Consider the following 16,097-nt stretch of genomic DNA (forward strand, 5'->3'; position numbering starts at 1 on the left):
CGCCCACCGAACCTACGGCGCGGTGCGCCGCCGACGCGAACCGGGTCGTCGTTCACTCGGCCGCGTCACCGGGTCCCCGGCGTCCAGCGCCGCGGCCCGCCGCTGCGAACCGAAGTCGGCCAGCGCCTGCGCCAGCTGGTGGACCGACGGCTCCGGAGCCATCACGTCCACCCGCAGCCCGTGCTCCTCCGCGGTCTTCGCGGTGGCCGGGCCGATACAGGCGATGACGGTCACGTTGTGCGGCTTGCCGGCGATGCCGACGAGGTTGCGCACGGTCGAGGAGGACGTGAAGAGCACAGCGTCGAAACCGCCGCCCTTGATGGCCTCCCGCGTGTCGGCCGGCGGCGGCGAGGCGCGCACGGTCCGGTAGGCCGTGACGTCGTCCACCTCCCAGCCCAGGTCGATCAGGCCCGCGACCAGCGTCTCCGTGGCGATGTCGGCCCGCGGCAGGAAGACGCGGTCGATCGGGTCGAAGACCGGGTCGTACGGCGGCCAGTCCTCCAGGAGACCGGCGGCCGACTGCTCACCGCTCGGCACCAGGTCCGGCTTGACGCCGAAGGCGATCAGCGCGGCGGCGGTCTGCTCACCGACGGCCGCGACCTTGATCCCGGCGAAGGCACGCGCGTCGAGCCCGTACTCCTCGAACTTCTCCCGCACCGCCTTGACGGCGTTGACGGACGTGAAGGCGATCCACTCGTACCGCCCGGTGACCAGGCCCTTGACCGCGCGTTCCATCTGCTGGGGCGTGCGCGGCGGCTCGACCGCAATGGTCGGCACCTCGTGCGGCACCGCGCCGTAGGACCGCAGCTGGTCGGAGAGCGACGCCGCCTGCTCCTTCGTACGCGGTACGAGCACGCGCCAGCCGAAGAGCGGCTTCGACTCGAACCACGACAGCTGGTCGCGCTGAGCGGCGGCGGAGCGCTCGCCGACGACGGCTATGACGGGCCGGCCCCCCTCGGGCGAGGGCAGCACCTTCGCCTGCTTGAGGACCTGCGCGATGGTGCCGAGCGTCGCGTTCCAGGTGCGCTGGCGCGTCGTCGTACCACCGATGGTCACGGTCATCGGGGTGTCGGGCTTGCGGCCCGCGGCCACCAGCTCGCCCGCGGCCGCCGCGACGGAGTCGAGCGACGTGGTGACCACCGCGGTCCCGTCGGACGCGCCGACCTCGCTCCAGCAGCGGTCGGACGCCGTACGGGCGTCGACGAAACGGACGTCGGTGCCCTGCGCGTCCCGCAGCGGCACACCGGCGTACGCGGGCACACCGACCGCGGCCGCGATGCCCGGCACGACCTCGAAGGAGACGCCCTCGGCGGCGCAGGCGAGCATCTCCTCGGCCGCGTACGCATCGAGGCCGGGGTCGCCGCTGACCGCACGCACGACCCGCTTGCCGCCCCTCGCGGCCTCCATGACAAGATTGGTGGCGACTCGGATCGTCGCCGTGTCCGCGGTTGCTGACGTGTCGTCAGCATTCGTCGGCAGGGGTGTGTCCACACCTCCCTTGGCGTGCACACGGACGACGTCGAGTACATCCGGCTCGGCGATCAGCACATCCGCTCGGGCCAGCGCCTCGACGGCGCGCAGGGTCAGCAGTCCCGGATCTCCGGGTCCGGCACCGAGGAAGGTGACGTGCCCGTGTGCGGGAATGCCGGAAAGGTTCGAGGTGGGGCTCAAAGTGCTCGCTCCCCCATCAGACCGGCCGCGCCCTTGGCGAGCATCTCGACCGCGAGTTCGCGGCCCAGCGCCATGGCTTGGGTCTCCGTCTCGGGCACGGGACCGGTGGTGGACAGCTGCACCAACGTAGAGCCGTCGGTCGTACCGACGACGCCACGCAGGCGCATTTCCTTGACAATCTGCGCGTCGGCCAAAGGGGTCTCCCCTGCTCGAACGGAATCGAGAGTCCGGGGAAGGTCGGCCAGCGCTCCCACGGGTGCGCTGCAACCGGCCTCCAAGGCGGCGAGCAGGGACCGCTCGGCGGTCACGGCGACCCGGGTGTACGGGTCGTCGAGCTCGGCGAGCGCGGCGGCGAGTGACGCGTTGTGCGCGGCACACTCGATCGCCAGTGCCCCCTGGCCGGGGGCGGGCAGAACAGTGTCGACCGACAGGAAGTCGGTCACCTCGTCGGTCCGGCCGATACGGCTCAGTCCGGCGGCGGCGAGCACGACGGCGTCGAGCTCCCCCTTGTGTACGTATCCGACGCGGGTGTCGATGTTCCCGCGGATCGGCACGGTCTCGATGGTCATGCCGTGGCTGCGCGCGTAGGCGTTCAGCTGCGCCATGCGGCGCGGCGAGCCGGTGCCCACGCGAGCCCCCTCGGGAAGCTCGGCGAAGGTCAGCCCGTCGCGCGCGACCAGGACGTCGCGGGGGTCCTCGCGCTCCGGCACAGCGGCGAGGAGAAGCTCCTCGGGCTGCGCGGTGGGCAGGTCCTTGAGCGAGTGCACGGCGAAGTCGACCTCACCGCGGACCAGCGCCTCGCGCAGGGCGGCGACGAAGACGCCGGTGCCGCCGATCTGCGCCAGGTGCTCGCGCGAGACATCCCCGTACGTCGTGATCTCCACGAGCTCGACGGGGCGGCCGGTCAACCGCCGTACCGCCTCGGCCACCTGGCCCGACTGGGCCATGGCCAGCTTGCTGCGCCTGGTCCCGAGCCGATAAGCCCTCTCGGTCATGCCCGGCCTCTATTCGGGTCGTCGTTCTCGTTGTTCAGGTGGTCAGCCCTGCTGACCGCCGCGACCGTCTGCGGGTCGAGGTCGAAGAGCGTGCGCAGCGCGTCCGCGTATCCGGCGCCGCCCGGCTCGCCGGCCAGCTGCTTGACCCGCACCGTCGGCGCGTGCAGCAGCTTGTCGACGACACGGCGCACGGTCTGCGTGATCTCCGCGCGTTGCTTGTCCTCCAGGCCGGGCAGCCGTCCGTCGAGCCGCGCGATCTCACTGGCCACGACATCGGCGGCCATGGTGCGCAGGGCGACCACGGTCGGCGTGATGTGCGCGGCCCGCTGCGCGGCACCGAAGGCGGCGACCTCGTCGGAGACGATGCCGCGCACCTGCTCGACGTCGGCGGCCATGGGCGCGTCGGCGGAGGCGTCGGCCAGCGACTCGATGTCGACCAGCCGTACGCCCGGGATGCGGTGCACGGCGGCGTCGATGTCGCGGGGCATGGCCAGGTCGAGCAGGGCCAGCACGGCCGGGCGGGCCGCGCTCGCCGACGACATGGGCCTGCGCCGCTCCGGCAGCCGTCCCGTGACGCGCGCGGCGGCCACCAGTGCGGCGATGGCGTCGGCCTCGGCCCGCGGGTCGGCCTCGCGCCGCTCGGCCGGGGCGTTGTCCACCCAGGCGGCGTGCTGCTCCAGGGACGCGGCGTCCATCCCGGCGACGGCGGCCTCACCGGCGACGGAGAAGCCGCGCGGCGCGGAGAGGTCCACGGGGCAGCCGTCGTCGGCGACGGTCGGCTGTCCGACCGGACCGCTCCTGGCCTGCGCCGGTACGTCAGCGGCCACGCTGCCCGCGGGGACGCGCCCCTCCACGGCGGCCGTGACGGCGGCGGCCGTCAGCACCAGACCGGTCGCTCCGGTGCAGGACACCGCCACATCGGCACGTGTCAGTTCTTGGGCCACCTGGTCCATCGGGACGGCGCGGGCGCTCACGCCCGTGCCGCCCTGCTCGCCCAGGATGGCGGCGAGCCGCTCGGCGCGCTCCAGCGTGCGGTTGGCGACCACGATCTCCTCGACCCCGGCGCGCGCGAGCGTCGCCGCGGCGAGCGAGGACATGGAGCCCGCGCCGATCACCACGGCACGCTTGCCCTTGGCCCAGGTCTCGACCGACTTGCGCACGGCGAGCTGTTCCAGGCCGAAGGTGACGAGCGACTGCCCGGCCCGGTCGATGCCGGTCTCGGAGTGCGCGCGCTTGCCGACCCGCAGGGCCTGCTGGAACAGGTCGTTGAGGAGGCGGCCCGCGGTGTGCAGCTCCTGCGCACGCGCGAGGGCGTCCTTGATCTGCCCGAGGATCTGCCCCTCGCCGACGACCATCGAGTCGAGCCCGCACGCCACCGAGAAGAGGTGGTGGACGGCGCGGTCCTCGTAGTGGACGTACAGATAAGGGGTCAGCTCTTCCAGGCCCACACCGCTGTGCTGCGCGAGCAGCGTCGACAGCTCGGCGACGCCCGCGTGGAACTTGTCGACGTCCGCGTACAGCTCGATGCGGTTGCACGTGGCGAGCACGGCCGCCTCGGTGGCGGGCTCGGCGGCCAGCGTGTCCTGCAACAGCTTGGCCTGCGTGTCCGCGGGCAGCGCGGCCCGCTCCAGGACGCTCACCGGAGCGCTGCGATGGCTCAGCCCTACGACCAGGAGACTCATGCCGGCATCACGGCGGGGACGTCCCCGTCAGGTCCCTTGCGGTGCGGCTTGGCGGCGACGGGCGGCACGACGCCGTCGGCGGCGGCCTCCTCGCCGGCCTTGCGCTGCTCGTGGAAGGCGAGGATCTGCAGCTCGATGGAGAGGTCGACCTTGCGTACGTCGACGCCGTCCGGCACCGAGAGCACGGTCGGCGCGAAGTTCAGGATGGAGGTCACACCGGCGGCGACGAGCCGCTCGCAGACCTGCTGGGCGGCGCCGGCCGGGGTGGCGATGACGCCGATCGAGACGCCGTTGTCCTCGATGATCTTCTCAAGCTCGTCGGTGTGCTGCACGGGCATCCCTGCGACGGGCTTTCCGGCCATTGCCGGATCGGCGTCGATCAGTGCCGCGACACGGAAACCACGCGAGGCGAACCCGCCGTAGTTGGCCAGGGCGGCGCCGAGGTTGCCGATGCCGACGATGACAACCGGCCAGTCCTGGGTCAGACCCAGTTCCCGGGAGATCTGGTAGACGAGATACTCGACGTCATAGCCGACGCCGCGCGTCCCGTACGAACCGAGGTAGGAGAAGTCCTTGCGCAGCTTCGCGGAGTTGACCCCCGCGGCGGCCGCGAGCTCCTCGGAGGAGACCGTGGGCACCGAGCGCTCCGACAGTGCGGTGAGGGCTCGGAGGTACAGCGGAAGCCTGGCGACGGTGGCCTCGGGAATCCCTCGGCTGCGGGTCGCCGGTCGGTGAGTTCGGCCAGTTGCCACGGTGCTCCTGCGGGTAGAGCGGGGCTGCAGGCGGTCACACGTCCCCGGACCGCCCCGTCGAATGCAGGCTATGTCTTTGTGAACGCGTGCACAAAGATTGTGTCCGTTTTGCCCGGCCAACGTGACCGGGGTCACGCGCGCCCGGCGCACGATCGTGGAACCGGCGCACGGACGGGTTCGTTGCTCACCTGATGGGGGCAAAACCGCACACTCTCCTCACGATCATCGCCCCCGAGACCAAAACCGCCCCAAAGCGTAACCGGCCTCACGGGAACTTTGGACTACCCGGTCAGTAGCTTTCGGCCGTCAGCCGACCAGCTCGCGCCGCAGCCGCTCCTCGTCGACCCGCCAGAAGGTGTGCTGCTCCCCGTCCACCAGGACCACCGGGATCTGCTCCCAGTAGGCCCGGTGCAGCTCCTGGTCCTCGGTGATGTCCTTCTTCTCCCACGAGGCCCCCGTCTCCGCGCAGACCTTCTCGATCACCGACTGTGCGTCATCACACAGATGACACCCCGGTTTCCCGATCAGGGTCACCGTGCGCTCCGCGGGCTTCTTCTTCTCCGTACGACGAAAAATCGGGCTCATGCCCCCATTCTCGCCCGCGCCGTCCACCGGGCCGGTTTAACGGGCCGGTCGCGCAGAGTTCACAGGGCCGCATCCCACCGCCTCCAGAACCACCGAACGAACTAGCTATGCTCACGACATGGCCGCTCTCGGATGGCTCACCCGCCGTAGGCGCTCCGCCACGGCGCGGAGCGTGTTGGCAGGCGAGGCCTCGGCCGAGGCCGCCCGCAAGTCCTCCCAGGAGCTGGAGGAGCTCGCCGGACGGACCGCGCCCGACGAGGCGCCGGGAGAACCGGCGTTCCCCGTCGTCGGCGACGTCGAGGCCGCCGCCTTCTTCGACCTCGACAACACCGTGATGCAGGGCGCCGCGATCTTCCACTTCGGCCGCGGCCTGTACAAACGGAAGTTCTTCGAGCGCCAGGAGCTGGTCCGGTTCGCCTGGCAGCAGGCGTGGTTCAGGCTCGCGGGCGTCGAGGACCCCGAGCACATGCAGGACGCCCGCGACAGCGCGCTGTCCATCGTCAAGGGCCACCGCGTCGCCGAGCTGATGACCATCGGCGAGGAGATCTACGACGAGTACATGGCCGAGCGCATCTGGCCCGGCACCCGCGCCCTCGCCCAGGCCCACCTCGACGCCGGCCAGAAGGTCTGGCTGGTCACCGCGGCCCCGGTGGAGATCGCCACGGTCATCGCCCGCCGCCTCGGCCTGACCGGCGCCCTCGGCACCGTCGCCGAGTCCATCGGCGGCGTCTACACCGGCAAGCTCGTCGGCGAGCCCCTGCACGGCCCCGCCAAGGCCGAGGCCGTCCGCGCCCTGGCCGCCGCCGAGCGCCTGGACCTGGCCCGCTGCGCCGCGTACAGCGACTCGCACAACGACATCCCGATGCTCTCGCTCGTCGGACATCCGTACGCGATCAACCCCGACGCCAAGCTGCGCAAGCACGCCCGCGAGCGGGACTGGCGGCTGCGCGACTACCGCACCGGCCGCAAGGCCGCGAAGGTCGGCATCCCCGCCGCGGCCGGTGTCGGCGCGCTCGCGGGCGGCACCGCCGCGGCGATCGCCCTGCACCGCCGCCGCCACTGACCCGGCATTCCGCCGCTCCTACCCCGCCCTGCCCCGGGCCAGTCCGGTTGGTTGAACTCGGCCACAACACGCCCCCCGCGACGACGGAATGTGAACCATTCCGATCAACAAGCGCTCACTCTCTGGTACTTGAAACGGCTCCGAACGGTTACAGAAGCGACGTAATCGGTGATTTGAGCAACTGGGTGTAGCGCTGCCTGTACGAAGCGTTATTCTCCTCAGACGCATAACGGACCCCACACGTCGCTACGACGAGTGAATGGTTCCGTACTGCACGTGATGGAAGCTCTGCCTCTGGGAGTCCCGTGTACCCACACGTCGGGGTTGACGCCTCGGGCCTGGCTACGCTGCGCGCAACGGTCCTCGACCGCTTGCGCGGCTTCGTCCCCACCGCGTACGCCGTCCCCGCCGTCCCCGCCTTCGCCGTCCCGGCACCCGCCGGGCCGTGCTATGCCCTGGCGGACGGCGGTGCGGCGGTCAGCAGACGGGCCCGCTCCGGCGCCGCTGCCGCCACCTCAACGTCAACGCCCACCCCCCGCCGCCCCGCCGCGGACAGCGACAGCGCCCGCATGATGGACCTGGTCGAGCGCGCCCAGGCCGGCGAGGCCGACGCCTTCGGCCGCCTCTACGACCAGTACAGCGACACGGTCTACCGCTACATCTACTACCGCGTCGGCGGCAAGGCGACCGCCGAGGACCTCACCAGTGAGACCTTTCTGCGCGCCCTCCGCCGCATCGGCACCTTCACCTGGCAGGGCCGCGACTTCGGCGCCTGGCTGGTCACGATCGCCCGCAACCTCGTCGCCGATCACTTCAAATCGAGCCGTTTCCGCCTCGAAGTGACCACCGGCGAAATGCTCGACGCCAACGAGGTCGAGCGCAGCCCCGAGGACTCCGTCCTGGAGTCCCTCTCGAACGCGGCACTGCTCGAAGCCGTCCGCCGCCTCAACCCCCAGCAGCAGGAGTGCGTGACCCTGCGGTTCCTCCAGGGCCTCTCCGTCGCCGAGACCGCACGCGTCATGGGCAAGAACGAAGGCGCGATCAAAACCCTCCAGTACCGCGCGGTGCGCACCCTCGCCCGCCTCCTCCCGGACGACGCGCGCTAACCGCCCGTAGTCCCGGGCAGCGCCCAACTCACCGTCCGTGGCGGCCAGATGGCCGCCACGGCCCCTCGCCGATTCTTCGTGGTCCGATCATCCTCCGTCCGTAACCCAAGTGCCGCGACGCTCGTTGTGCGGGATGCAGGCTCCCTGTGGTCGCCACCTGACCGTTCCCCCGACTCCTGATGAGTGGAGGGAAACCCATACGCTCACTCGATCGTGTGGAAGCGTTCAGGCCAGGCAACCCTCAGGACCCCCTGGGGAGTCGACCGTCATGACGAGAGGAGGTGCCGCCAGTGATCGCGAACGTATCGGCCCACCGGCGGGCGAACGCCTTCGCCCAGGCCCTGGAGGAGCATTCCGCCCAGGACCCGGCGGCCGAGCAGTCCGAGGACTCCGCGTCCACGTCCGCGGCCGCAACCGCGCCCGCGACCGCGTCCGTGGAGTCCCCCGAAACCACCGCGGCACGCGCCGAACCGACCGAGCGGGACCGCATGCGGACCCTGGTCCAAGGTCTCGACGCGCTGCCCAAACCCGCCCTCGACCCCGAGGTCAAGGTCGTCCAGCGCGCCCAGCTCGTGGCCGCGATGGAAGCCATGCTCCTGGAGGGCCGCGGCAGTGCCCCGGTGCCCGAACAGCGCTCCCGAAAGGGCGCCCACCGAGCGGGTCCGCTGCGCAAGCTGCGGCCACGCTCGCGCCTGTCCAAGGGCATCGCGGCGGGCGGCCTCACCGTCGGCGTCGCGGCGGGCGCCTTCGGCGGAGTCGCCGCCGCCAGCTCGGACGCCCTGCCGGGCGACTCGCTGTACGGCCTCAAGCGCGGCATGGAGGACTTCAAGCTGGGCATGGCCGACGGCGACGCCGACCGCGGCCGGATCTACCTCGACCAGGCCTCCACCCGGCTGAGCGAAGCCCGCAGACTCATGGAGCGCGACCGCTCCGGCCCCCTCGACCACGAGTCGGTCGGCGAGGTCAGACGCGCCCTCTCCGGTATGCGGCACGACGCCACGGAAGGCCACCGCCTGCTCCTGGAGGCGTACGAGCGCGACGGCTCGCTCGGCCCCATCCAGGCGCTGTCCGCGTTCTCCCGGTCGCACCGCGAGGCATGGAGTGACCTCCAGGGCCGCCTGCCGGTCCAGCTGGGCGACATGGGCCAGCAGGTGGACTCCGTCTTCGACGCCATAGACGAAGAGGTCGAGCCGCTGCGCTCCCTGCTGCCCCGCGCCCCCGAGAAGGGCGGCACGACCGGCCGGACCCCGCAGAGCCCCCCCGGCTCCTACGGCACGGACGGGCGTCCCTCCGCCCCCTCGGGCAGCGACAGCGGCAGCGGACGCGGCGGCGACCCGCGCGGCGACCGCGAGCCCAGACCCTCCACACCGCACAGCCCGGGCGAGGACGTCCTCGGCGGCAGCGTGGGCGACCTCCTCGACCCGCCGGACGAGAAGACGTCACCACCCCCGTCGGAGGGCAGGAACAAGCCCGGCAAGGACCGCCCCTCGGCCAAGCCGGACGTCACCCTGCCGCCGCTCCTGCCCGGCCTGCTCCCGGAGCTCGGCATCGACGAGGAGGACGTCAAGTAATCCTCGTCAGCACGCGCGGTGCGGCGGCGGTCAGAAGAACACGGACCGCCGCTGCACCAGCAGCTTGTACAGCGAATGCTGGATCTGCTCACGCACCTGGTCCGTCAGGTTGAACATCAGCATCGGATCCTCCGCCGCCTCAGGCGGATAGCCGTCCGTCGGGATCGGCTCACCGAACTGGATCGTCCACTTCGTCGGCAGCGGCACCGCGCCCAACGGCCCGAGCCAGGGGAACGTAGGCGTGATCGGGAAGTACGGGATGCCGAGGACCCGCGCCAGCGTCTTGGCGTTGCCGATCATCGGGTAGATCTCCTCCGCCCCGACGATCGAGCACGGCACGATCGGAGAGCCCGTCCGCAGCGCCGTCGAGACGAAGCCGCCGCGGCCGAACCGCTGCAGCTTGTAGCGCTCGCTGAACGGCTTCCCGATGCCCTTGAAGCCCTCCGGCATCACCCCGACCAGCTCGCCCCGCCCAAGGAGCCGCTCCGCGTCCTCCGCGCACGCCAGGGTGTGCCCTGCCTTGCGGGCCAGTTCGTTGATGACCGGCAGCATGAAGACCAGGTCGGCGGCGAGCAGCCGCACATGCCGGCCCCGCGGGTGGTTGTCGTGCACCGCGACCTGCATCATCAGGCCGTCCAGCGGCAGCGTCCCCGAGTGGTTGGCGACGATTAGCGCCCCGCCGTCCGCGGGGATGTTCTCGACGCCCTTCACCTCCACCCGGAAGTACTTCTCGTAGAAGGGGCGGAGCAGCGACATCAGGACCTGGTCGGTCAGCTCCTCGTCGTAACCGAAGTCGTCGACCTCGTACTCCCCGGTGAGCCGGCGCCGCAGGAACGCCAGGCCGCCCGCGATGCGCCGGTCCCAGCCGCTGTCCCGCGGCCGCGGTGCCCTCTCGCGGGGCTCGGCGCGCCCCACCCGCGGCTCCTCGCCCGGCCGACCGGCCGACTGTCCGCCTCGCGGACCGTCCTGTGCGCCGCCCCGCGGGCCGTCCTGCGGGCCGTCCTGCTGGCCCGGCAGCGCCTTGACCTCGCTCACGGCCACGGGATCACCCGTGCGCCGGGGCACTGGCCTGCGGCGCGGCGCGCGCTGCGCACCCCCGCGCGACCGGTCGTCGTCGAACGGAATGACCTTGGCGTCCGCCATCGTTGACGCTCTCCTCAGTTGGCGCTTCGGTTGCCACCCGCGATGGGCAGCGCGGCGATCCGGTCCACTGCCCCCGCGAGGGCACTTGGCGGCAGCAGTCCAGGACCCCGGCTGCGTACGAAGTCCGCGAAGGTCTCCGCGGTCGTGTACTTCGGCCTGAAGCCCAGTGTCTCGCGCATCTGCCGGGTGGCCACGATCCTGCCGTGCGTGAGCAGGCGGATCTGCTCCGGCGAGAAATCGGTCATGCCGAGCGTGCGCAGCGCCGAACCGACCCAGGTGACGGCCGGCAGGAGCACCGGGACGGTGGGCCTGCCCAGCCGCCGTGAGCACTGCGAGAGCAGCAGCTGGCCGTCGCCCGCGATGTTGAACGTGCCGCTGTTGAGCGTCCCGCGCGGCGGGTCGTGCGCGCTCAGGCGCAGCACCTCGACCGCGTCGTCCTCATGGACGAACTGCAGGCGCGGGTCGTAGCCGAACACGGTCGGCAGAACCGGCAGCGAGAAGTACTCGGCGAGCGGGGACTCCGCCGCGGGCCCCAGGATGTTCGCGAAGCGCAGCACGCACACCGCCACGTCCGGTCGGCGCCGCGCGAAGCCCCGCACATAGCCCTCGACCTCGACGGTGTCCTTGGCGAAGCCACCGCTGGGCAGCGATTTGGGCGGCGTGGTCTCGGTGAAGACCGCGGGGTCCCTGGGCGCGGAGCCGTACACGCTCGTACTGGACTTCACCACGAGCCGCTTCACCGTCGACGACTTCTGGCAGGCGCCGAGCAGCTGCATGGTGCCGATGACGTTGGTCTCCTTGACCGAGCCGCGGCTGCCCCGGCCGAGCGCGGTCGCCGTGACGTCCATGTGGACGACCGTGTCCACGCCGTACTCGGCGAGCACCTTGGCGATCGCGGGCTGCCGGATGTCGGCCTGGACGAAGTCGGCGCCGCCCAGATGGTGCTCGGGCGGGATCGCGTCGACGGCGATCACCCGGTCGACCTCGGGATCGCGCTGGACACGCCGGACGAACCGTCCGCCCAGCTGCCGGGCCACTCCGGTCACGAGCACGACCTTGCCCAAGATCAGCGCCTGCCTTTCCCCAACCCTCGCCGCACACCGTCATCGACTGTGTCGTGGCCCACGCTAGCGGGTCGGTGTTGCGCTGTGATGACCGCGCGCTGCGGGAAGTGACGACGGACACAGACGTACGTATGGACCAAGTGCCCGGTGCTCAAGTACCGCGCCGGTTCCGACGTACCGCACCGACTCCCAAGTACCGCGCGTGGGGGCCCCAAACATGCCGAAGCCCTCCCACCGGATGGTGGAAGGGCTTCGGAACACGCTGTGCAGCGACCGCCTACTTCTTGTTGCGACGCTGAACGCGAGTGCGCTTCAGCAGCTTGCGGTGCTTCTTCTTGGCCATCCGCTTACGCCGCTTCTTGATAACAGAGCCCACGACTACCCTCGCTCACTTCTCTTCACTCGGTGCGGGGCAGCAGACTGGGCCCACACGACCTACGTCGGCCTAGCCTACCCGTCTCCGCGTGAGGGACGTAATCGAGGGGCAACGAGCCCTGGCGCGGGCCCTGCGACAAGGGGCCCGAAGGCCCCCGCGCTCAGCCTGCCTCGACCCCCACATAGGACTCGCGGAGGTACTCGTGAACCGCCTGCTCCGGAACCCGGAAGGACCTTCCGACCCGAATGGCGGGCAGATGACCGCTGTGCACCAAGCGGTACACGGTCATCTTGGACACTCGCATCACCGCAGCGACTTCCGCCACGGTCAGGAACTGAACCTCGTTCAGCGGCCTCTGGTTCTCAGCCATGACACCCCACCTGAACCTTCCGCACATGACGGGCACCGGCTTCCCCTTCCGGTGACTCTTCGTCGCTGCGCGCTCACTCCCCAGACTAGGGGCGGATGATGCGAGTGGGGAAGAGGAGCAGCCATCGGCCGCCTACTGTGACAGACACGCTCGATTGAGTACATAGCGAGTAAGCGGTCGGTAGTAATCAGACCGCACAGCGTCATCAAGCGGAACGACGACGGACACCTGCCCCTCGGCCTCTCCGACGAACAGCGCGGGATCATCCGTATCCGCCAGACCGATCGCCTCAAACCCCAGCTGACCTGCTCCGCAGACCCATCCGTGGTCTCCGATGACCAGCTCGGGAAGCGGTCCGCCGACCTGTGCCGCGGCATCCAGAACAGCCCGAACCGGGAGCGGTGAGTGGGTGTGTGCGCCGGTCTCACTCCCGGTGGGACGCGCGCCGGGTTCGCGCACCAGCGCGACGCCTTGTACGTAGTCAAGGTTGTACGTGCGTAGGCCGAACCGGGTCGTTATGTCGACACTGTTGCCCTGCGCGGGGGTGAGGACGGTGCATCCGGCCGCCGACAGAGCGTCCGCCAAGGCGGCGTAGAACCCCAGCAATCGGTGCGGATGGCCGGTCCCGAAGAGTACGGGAAGACGCCTCCGCGCCGCCTGCGAGAGCCGCTCCGCGAAGGCGTCGAGCGCCCTCAACGTACGCTCCGGATCGATGACGTCGGCCCCCGAGGTGTGCCGCGGATCGGCGGACACCCCGCACTTGTCGGCCATCAGCCGCAGAAGGTCCGCGGCCCCCCAGCGCCACTCGGGATCCAACCCGAGCAGCACCCGGGGATCGCGGGCGGCGAAGAGCCGGTAACTCCGCAGACTCTCTTCCCGAGAGGTGGCCACGGGCCCGGCCAGCCGAGCCGCCAACAGATGCGCACGCAGGGCGCCGGTGGTCAACACGGTCCGATGCTGACGCATCGGCGGCTACGGGACCTCAAAACCCCGGAAAACCCCCACACTTGGGCTAACAGGGGCACAATGCGGGCGCCTATCCAGTCCCTCCAGCCCTCCAGCCCTCCAGCCCTCCAGCAAAATGCCCTACGCCAACAGCCCCCGCAAGGGGAACGCGGCCCGCCGAGCCGCGAGCACAGCCTGGTCAAGCCGATCGGCGGGGTCGTACCCCGACTCCCACCCCTTCCAGTCCACGGGCCACCGCCCATCCGTCATCCGCCCCGGCGCCAACTGCCGCGTACGCGCGAACACCTCCTGCCGCCAAGCCTCCGGAACCGCCGCCGTGGGCTCGACCGGCCGCCCCGCGGCGACAGCGACGAGATGCGTCCAGGAGCGCGGCACCACGTCCACCACGGCATATCCCCCGCCCCCCAGAGCGACCCACCGCCCGTCGGCGTACTCATGGGCCAGCTCATGGCAGGCGACCTGCACCGCCCGCTGGGCGTCCAGCGAGACGGCGAGGTGCGCGAGGGGATCCTCGAAGTGTGTGTCGGCCCCGTGCTGCGTCACGACCACCTGCGGCCGGAACTCCGCGAGCAGCTCGGGCACCACGGAGTGAAACGCCCGAACCCACCCGGCGTCCCCGGTCCCCGCCGGCAGCGCCACATTAACGGCAGACCCCTCGGCCACCCCCGCCGCGCCCGTCTCCTCAGGCCACCCGGTCTGCGGAAAGAGCGTCCGGGGATGCTCGTGCAGCGAGATCGTCAGGACCCGCGGGTCCTCCCAGAACGCGGCCTGCACCCCGTCCCCGTGATGCACGTCGACATCCACATACGCGACTCGCTCGGCGCCCAGTTCGAGGAGCCGCGCGATCGCCAGCGCCGCGTCGTTGTAGATGCAGAAGCCCGAGGCGCCCCCGGGCATGGCGTGGTGCAGCCCGCCCGCGAAGTTCACCGCGTGCAGCGCCTCGCCGCGCCACACCGCCTCGGCGGCCCCCACGGACTGCCCGGCGATCAGCGCCGACACCTCGTGCATCCCAGCGAACGCCGGGTCGTCCTCCGTGCCGAGGCCGTACTCCCCGCGCGCGGACGCGGGGTCCACGGAGGCCGCCTTGACCGCCGCCACATAGTCCTCGCGGTGCACGAGGCGCAGCGTCGAGTCACCGGCACGCTTGGCCGCGACCACGTCCAGCTCCTGGTCGAGCCCGAAGGCACCGACCAGACTTCGGGTCAGTCCGAGCCTGACCGGGTCCATGGGGTGACCCGGGCCGAAGTCATAGCCCGTTACTGCCTCGTCCCACATCAGCTGTGCGCGGCCGCTCATGCCCGTCACCGTATCGGTCCGTCCCGGGGGCGAAGGAACGGGCCACCGACCCGCCCCGCACCGCCGCCACGGCCCCGAACCGCCGCACGCCCAGATCCCCGAGCCCACTCCCCACGAACGTCATGACCATGTAGACGTTGTACGGAACGGTCGACGCCTCCTCCGAACCGCCCAGCACGTCCTGCGCGTACTTGGCACTCCAGTTGGAGACGGTCGAGTCCCCGATGTACGCGAAGGTCATCACCAGGCAGAGCGGAAGCAGCAGCTTGAAGGCGACGCCCCCACCCTTCCCGGCAGCCCCGCGAGCCCCATCCCCGTCCCCGTCTCCTTCCCCCTGCGCCCGCGCATCGTCGTACCACCGGCTCCCGACGCCCCCAGTGCCACGGCCGCCTGCCACATCGCGTCACCGGCACCGATCCCGAGCAGCGACAGCAGCACAACCGGCTGCGACCACCTCAACACCCCACTGGGCGGCACCCGCTTGACCAATACTGAACAGGTAATACGAGGCGGTCGGCAGCAGCGCATCCATCACGAGCGGCTTCAGCGACTCGACGCGGGCCTTGCGTACGTCAGCGGCGAGGGCGGTCTCACCCTCCGGCCACGGTCATGCCAGCAGCCGAGTCAACTCCCGTAGATCCCCGAAGAGTTCAGTGGCCCCGACGAGCCGCTCGGCGGGCGTCATGGCGGTGAAGCCATACACATCCATCCCGGCAGCCACCGCCGCCCGCACCCCCAGCGGACTGTCCTCCACGACCACGCACTTCTCGGGCGCCACCCCCATCCGCTCGGCCGCGTACAGAAAGAGATCGGGCGCCGGCTTTCCCCGCCCCACATCCTGCGAACTGAAGATCCGCCCCTCGTCGAACCACTTGTCGAGCCCGGCCTTCCGATGCCCGACCCGAATCCGCTCATGACTCCCGGAAGAGGCCAGACAGTAGGCGGCCTCGTCCCCGGCGAGCTTCTCCAACACGTCCAGGGCCCCGTCCACAGGCTTCAGCCAGATAGCCGGCGAGGATCGTATTGGAGATCGGCTCACTGTCCACGAGGACGCCGTCGTTGTCGAAGATGACCAGGTCGTAACGCATGTCTCGACCCTAAGCGCTGTGCCCGCAATTCCCCCGGAACGCAGAAAACCCCCGCACCGAATGGTGCGGGGGTTTTCTCTACAATTAGTTCGGCGGCGTCCTACTCTCCCACAGGGTCCCCCCTGCAGTACCATCGGCGCTATGAGGCTTAGCTTCCGGGTTCGGAATGTAACCGGGCGTTTCCCTCATGCTATGACCACCGAAACACTATGAAACTGTCAACCGCACCACACCCGGTGGCCCCGGGCATGGGGTTGTTCGTGGTTTCAGAACCAACACAGTGGACGCGAGCAACTGAGGACAAGCCCTCGGCCTATTAGTACCAGTCACCTCCACCCGTTACCGGGCTTCCAGATCTGGCCTATCAAC

General features: G+C 70.6%; 14 protein-coding genes, 1 rRNA gene and 2 pseudogenes. 3 read left to right on the plus strand and 14 right to left on the minus strand.

Annotated elements, in window-relative coordinates:
- Positions 1-12: 12 nt before the first annotated feature.
- The 5 genes from ACWDZ7_RS02455 to ACWDZ7_RS02475 form a co-directional block, all read right to left on the minus strand.
- A complete protein-coding gene (locus ACWDZ7_RS02455; protein ID WP_451794118.1) occupies positions 13-1,671 on the minus strand; it encodes a uroporphyrinogen-III synthase in 1,659 nt (552 codons plus the stop codon).
- Entirely contained in the window at positions 1,668-2,666 is a 999-nt protein-coding gene (hemC, locus tag ACWDZ7_RS02460) for a hydroxymethylbilane synthase (protein ID WP_451794119.1), read from the minus strand. Before hemC ends, ACWDZ7_RS02455 begins: the two co-directional genes overlap by 4 nt.
- A complete protein-coding gene (locus ACWDZ7_RS02465; protein ID WP_451794120.1) occupies positions 2,663-4,348 on the minus strand; it encodes a glutamyl-tRNA reductase in 1,686 nt (561 codons plus the stop codon). The genes hemC and ACWDZ7_RS02465 overlap by 4 nt, the downstream gene beginning before the upstream one ends.
- Positions 4,345-5,100, minus strand: coding sequence for a redox-sensing transcriptional repressor Rex (locus ACWDZ7_RS02470; RefSeq protein WP_125514322.1), 756 nt, complete (start codon positions 5,098-5,100; stop codon positions 4,345-4,347). Before ACWDZ7_RS02470 ends, ACWDZ7_RS02465 begins: the two co-directional genes overlap by 4 nt.
- 306 nt (positions 5,101-5,406) lie before the next feature.
- Positions 5,407-5,685, minus strand: a complete 279-nt coding sequence (locus ACWDZ7_RS02475) for a glutaredoxin family protein (RefSeq protein WP_451794121.1) — start codon at positions 5,683-5,685, stop codon at positions 5,407-5,409.
- A gap of 118 nt (positions 5,686-5,803) precedes the next feature.
- On the opposite strand from ACWDZ7_RS02475, the gene ACWDZ7_RS02480 reads away from it, so the two are divergent.
- The 3 genes from ACWDZ7_RS02480 to ACWDZ7_RS02490 all read left to right on the plus strand — a co-directional run bounded on the left by ACWDZ7_RS02480 (position 5,804) and on the right by ACWDZ7_RS02490 (position 9,425).
- On the plus strand, positions 5,804-6,748 hold the full coding sequence (locus ACWDZ7_RS02480) for an HAD family hydrolase (RefSeq protein ID WP_451515213.1): 945 nt from the start codon (positions 5,804-5,806) through the stop codon (positions 6,746-6,748).
- Positions 6,749-7,053: 305 nt separating this feature from the next.
- A complete protein-coding gene (locus tag ACWDZ7_RS02485; protein ID WP_451515214.1) occupies positions 7,054-7,854 on the plus strand; it encodes an ECF subfamily RNA polymerase sigma factor, BldN family in 801 nt (266 codons plus the stop codon).
- Between the two features lie 290 nt (positions 7,855-8,144).
- Positions 8,145-9,425, plus strand: a complete 1,281-nt coding sequence (locus ACWDZ7_RS02490) for a DUF5667 domain-containing protein (RefSeq protein WP_451794122.1) — start codon at positions 8,145-8,147, stop codon at positions 9,423-9,425.
- Positions 9,426-9,455: 30 nt separating this feature from the next.
- Here the strand turns inward: ACWDZ7_RS02490 and ACWDZ7_RS02495 are convergent, their stop codons facing one another.
- The 9 genes and pseudogenes from ACWDZ7_RS02495 to rrf form a co-directional block, all read right to left on the minus strand.
- Entirely contained in the window at positions 9,456-10,568 is a 1,113-nt protein-coding gene (locus ACWDZ7_RS02495) for a lysophospholipid acyltransferase family protein (RefSeq protein ID WP_451794123.1), read from the minus strand.
- A gap of 14 nt (positions 10,569-10,582) precedes the next feature.
- Positions 10,583-11,632, minus strand: coding sequence for an NAD-dependent epimerase/dehydratase family protein (locus ACWDZ7_RS02500; protein ID WP_451519928.1), 1,050 nt, complete (start codon positions 11,630-11,632; stop codon positions 10,583-10,585).
- A gap of 277 nt (positions 11,633-11,909) precedes the next feature.
- Positions 11,910-12,008, minus strand: a complete 99-nt coding sequence (locus ACWDZ7_RS02505; RefSeq protein WP_003948845.1) for a 30S ribosomal protein bS22 — start codon at positions 12,006-12,008, stop codon at positions 11,910-11,912.
- A 160-nt stretch (positions 12,009-12,168) separates the two neighbouring features.
- On the minus strand, positions 12,169-12,378 hold the full coding sequence (locus tag ACWDZ7_RS02510; protein ID WP_451794124.1) for a helix-turn-helix domain-containing protein: 210 nt from the start codon (positions 12,376-12,378) through the stop codon (positions 12,169-12,171).
- 132 nt (positions 12,379-12,510) lie between these two features.
- Entirely contained in the window at positions 12,511-13,326 is an 816-nt protein-coding gene (locus ACWDZ7_RS02515; protein ID WP_451794125.1) for a phosphatase, read from the minus strand.
- Positions 13,327-13,464: 138 nt separating this feature from the next.
- Positions 13,465-14,640 (minus strand): acetoin utilization protein AcuC, encoded by a 1,176-nt coding sequence (locus ACWDZ7_RS02520; protein WP_451794126.1) that lies wholly within the window; start codon positions 14,638-14,640, stop codon positions 13,465-13,467.
- Positions 14,591-15,129: pseudogene (locus tag ACWDZ7_RS02525) on the minus strand (hypothetical protein); the annotation flags it as partial. The gene ACWDZ7_RS02520 and the pseudogene ACWDZ7_RS02525, both read right to left, overlap by 50 nt.
- 118 nt (positions 15,130-15,247) lie before the next feature.
- Positions 15,248-15,728: pseudogene (locus ACWDZ7_RS02530) on the minus strand (HAD family hydrolase).
- Between the two features lie 87 nt (positions 15,729-15,815).
- A 5S ribosomal RNA gene (rrf, locus tag ACWDZ7_RS02535) occupies positions 15,816-15,932 on the minus strand.
- Positions 15,933-16,097 lie beyond the last annotated feature (165 nt).

Source organism: Streptomyces sp. NPDC003032 (assembly GCF_053591415.1).

Coding starts and splice junctions, on each gene's coding strand:
- hemC (WP_451794119.1), bottom strand. CDS start 2,666: ATGACCGAGAGGGCTTATCGGCTCGGGACCAGGCGCAGCAAGCTGGCC.
- ACWDZ7_RS02465 (WP_451794120.1), bottom strand. CDS start 4,348: ATGAGTCTCCTGGTCGTAGGGCTGAGCCATCGCAGCGCTCCGGTGAGC.
- ACWDZ7_RS02475 (WP_451794121.1), bottom strand. CDS start 5,685: ATGAGCCCGATTTTTCGTCGTACGGAGAAGAAGAAGCCCGCGGAGCGC.
- ACWDZ7_RS02480 (WP_451515213.1), top strand. CDS start 5,804: ATGGCCGCTCTCGGATGGCTCACCCGCCGTAGGCGCTCCGCCACGGCG.
- ACWDZ7_RS02495 (WP_451794123.1), bottom strand. CDS start 10,568: ATGGCGGACGCCAAGGTCATTCCGTTCGACGACGACCGGTCGCGCGGG.
- ACWDZ7_RS02510 (WP_451794124.1), bottom strand. CDS start 12,378: ATGGCTGAGAACCAGAGGCCGCTGAACGAGGTTCAGTTCCTGACCGTG.
- ACWDZ7_RS02520 (WP_451794126.1), bottom strand. CDS start 14,640: ATGAGCGGCCGCGCACAGCTGATGTGGGACGAGGCAGTAACGGGCTAT.